The 2,733-nt window shown below is 72.8% G+C and carries 4 protein-coding genes and 1 pseudogene; 2 read left to right on the top strand and 3 right to left on the bottom strand.

The features are described from left to right. Window positions 1–333: pseudogene (locus ACY5KJ_RS19570) on the bottom strand (MFS transporter); the annotation flags it as partial. 103 nt (window positions 334–436) lie between these two features. On the opposite strand from ACY5KJ_RS19570, the gene ACY5KJ_RS19565 reads away from it, so the two are divergent. Beyond that, window positions 437–1,012, top strand: a complete 576-nt coding sequence (locus ACY5KJ_RS19565; protein WP_462187744.1) for a TetR/AcrR family transcriptional regulator — start codon at window positions 437–439, stop codon at window positions 1,010–1,012. Here the strand turns inward: ACY5KJ_RS19565 and ACY5KJ_RS19560 are convergent. Beyond that, a complete protein-coding gene (locus ACY5KJ_RS19560) occupies window positions 997–1,458 on the bottom strand; it encodes a TM2 domain-containing protein (RefSeq protein WP_462204052.1) in 462 nt (153 codons plus the stop codon). The genes ACY5KJ_RS19565 and ACY5KJ_RS19560 overlap by 16 nt on opposite strands. 263 nt (window positions 1,459–1,721) lie before the next feature. Between ACY5KJ_RS19560 and ACY5KJ_RS19555 the strand changes: the two genes are divergently transcribed. Then, entirely contained in the window at window positions 1,722–1,991 is a 270-nt protein-coding gene (locus tag ACY5KJ_RS19555; protein ID WP_462204051.1) for a hypothetical protein, read from the top strand. Between the two features lie 20 nt (window positions 1,992–2,011). Here the strand turns inward: ACY5KJ_RS19555 and ACY5KJ_RS19550 are convergent. Continuing rightward, window positions 2,012–2,733 (bottom strand): hypothetical protein (locus ACY5KJ_RS19550; RefSeq protein WP_462187741.1); only part of this gene is annotated, 722 nt, incomplete at its 5' end.

The following is a 2,733-nucleotide window of genomic DNA, read 5'->3' as shown; positions in this document are numbered from 1 at the left end:
GACGGTCACGGTGATCGGGGAGAACCCCCAGCGGGCCTGGTAGACCGGGTAGAAGGGGGTGGGGGCCGAGGACGCGGCGAGGAACGAGCCGATCATCGACGTCTGCAGGAGGAATCCGGCGCGCGGGGACAGCCTGCCCCGGTGGGGCGCCGTGCCCGGGTCGGGCGGGGCGTCGCGGGCCGCGGCCTGCCGCGGCAGGGCCACCGCCGGTACCGGGGCGGAGGCCGCCGAGGACGGGCTCCCACCACCGCCGCCGGTATCGGCGGCGCCGGCCTGGCCGGCCAGACCAATCAGGCCGGCGGGGAGGCCGGTGGCGATGGGTTGGGAGGACATCGGGTTTCCCTTCACCGGACAGCTAAAGCTAAGATTTTGCGTTAGCGCCCGACGGTACCCTCGGCCCGACGTTAACGCAAAGGATGTGCGTTAGGCTGGATGCGTGAGTCCGTCCGAGGGTCCGCGGCCCGGGGGGCGTAGCGCGCGGGTCCAGCAGTCCGTGCATGCCGCGGTGCGCGCGCTGCAGGTCGAGCGGGGTCGGCACGAGATCACGGTGCCGCTGGTCGCCGCCCGGGCGGGGGTGACCGCCTCCACCGTCTACCGGCGCTGGGGGGACCTGACCGAGCTGCTCGCCGACGTCGCCGCCGAGCGGCTGCGCCCGGAGACCCCGCCGGCGGGCACCGGGTCGCTGCGCGGCGATCTCGCCGCCTACTGCGAGCAGTACCTGGAGGAGACGTCCTCCCCCACGGGCCGGGCGTTCCTGCGCGACCTGGTCGCTTCCTGCGGCGACGACCGGCCGGCGTGCTGCTGTGACCTGTACATCCGCAAGCAGATCGGGGTCATCGTCGAACGGGCCGCGCGTCGCGGTGAACCCGCCCCCGGGGTCGGTGAGATCGTCGAGGGGGTCATGGCACCGATGATGTACCGCATCCTGTTCGTCGCCGACCCGGTCGATCTCGCCGACGCCCGCCGGTTGGTGGACGCCCTGCTCGCCCGCGGTGGTCAGCCGCGCGGGTAGCCGAGCCGGGTGTTGTACTCCTGGACCGCCGAGGCGGAGCTGACCATGGCGATCACCCACACGATGAACCACACCGGAACAGTGATGATCAGTGTGACGATGAAGAAGGAGAACATCCACAGGAACAGGTCGGCGATCAGGAGCACGACACCCGTGGTGGTCCTGCCGGCGTAGATGTGGCCCACGCCCAGCCACAGGAAGGTCAGCAGCAGCGCGACCGCGACCGACTTCGGCGGTACCGGCGGCACCGGCGGGTAACCCTGGCCCGGGCCGGGACCCGGGAAGGGCTGCGGCGGGCCGATCGGGTACGGCGTCGGGCCCGGCCCGCCGGCCTGGCCATGAGGCGGCCGCGGCGGCTGTCCGTACGGCTCGTGTCCGTACGGCTCGTAGTATCCGGCCGGCCCAGGCTGCTGCGGCTGCCGGTGCGGGTCGTCCCACCCTGTCATGTGGCTCCCGATCTTGTCGGCGCACACTGTAACAGGATCATCCGGTTACGTGCATGGACCGGAATATCGGAACCGCGACCGGCATCCCGGCCTTCGGGAATGTGACGTTTACCACACAAAGATCGTTATGTGGATAAACCTGTCGACAAGCCGGTGGGTAACCTGCCGCGACCCTGTGGATGCCCTGTGGGGCAATGCTGATCCCCGGATTCGCCGAGAAGTCAAGACGTTGCGGTGCGTACCAGCCGCGATATCACTGGAGTGTGACTCTGGCGCATCTGACTTCTCGTCCGACCACCACCACCCGGCCCGCCGTACCCACCGCGCCGGGCAGCGCGCCCGTGCTGCCGCCCAGCGTCGCCCGGGTCGCCGCCCGCACCCGGCTGTCCGCCGAGCTGCTGGCGGCGGTCCTGGAGGTCGAGCGGCGCACGCGGGCCACCCTCGAGGACATCGAACGCGCCGACGCACTGGCCGAACGGCTGCTCGTGCGCCGCGGTGCGCGGCTGCGCGCCGCGGCCGGCCGGCCGCGGTGACCTGCTCCCCCGGGCTCGGCTCAGGCGGCGCCGGCCCGCAGCGAGGCGCGCTCGGCGTGTGCCGAGGTGAGCATCAGGATCTCGTTCGTCCTCAGGGTGAGCACCCGCGACGGGCGCTTGTCGAGGATGTCCTCCACCTCGAGGAGGGCGGCTTCGGCCACCGCGGGATCGCGGCGCAGCGTGGCGGCGGCGAGCGACGCCAGCGCCCAGCCGCGGTCGAGGGTCGCCGGGGTGGTCAGGTCGATCGCGGTGTACGCGGCGGAACGCGCCCCGGGCATCCCGAGGCGGGCCATCGCATCGGCGACGACGCAGGCCTCCCGGACCTCGTCGAAGGGGGGCCAGCCGGGATGGCGCAGGCCGAGCACAGTCGGCCGGTTGCGCAGCCGGTTCAGGGCGGCGTCGAGGGCTGCCTCGTCGCCGGTGGCCGCGGCGCCGGTGGCCTGCACCGCCGCTGCCCAGCCGGGCAGGTAGGGATGGTCGACAGCGGCCGCCTTGGCCGCGGCGTTGCGGGCGGCGGCGTAGCGCCCGGTGACGAAGGCGATCGCCGCGTCCAGGCTGTGCGCGGTGCCGGTGAGCAGCCGGTCGTCGAGCTGGGCGGCGAACTGCTCGGTGAGGGTCGCGAACCGCCGCGCCGAGGTGTCGTCGCCGGTGTCAACGGCCAGCATCCCGAGGGAGAACGACAGGTAGCCGGCGACCCGGGTCAGTTCGGCGTGCACCGTCGGGGACAGCCGCCGGGATCTGT

The sequence above is a fragment of the Frankia sp. CcWB3 genome, assembly GCF_977927595.1.
This window is presented reverse-complemented; position numbering and strand designations above follow the sequence as displayed.

Coding starts and splice junctions, on each gene's coding strand:
- ACY5KJ_RS19560 (WP_462204052.1), bottom strand. CDS start 1,458: ATGACAGGGTGGGACGACCCGCACCGGCAGCCGCAGCAGCCTGGGCCG.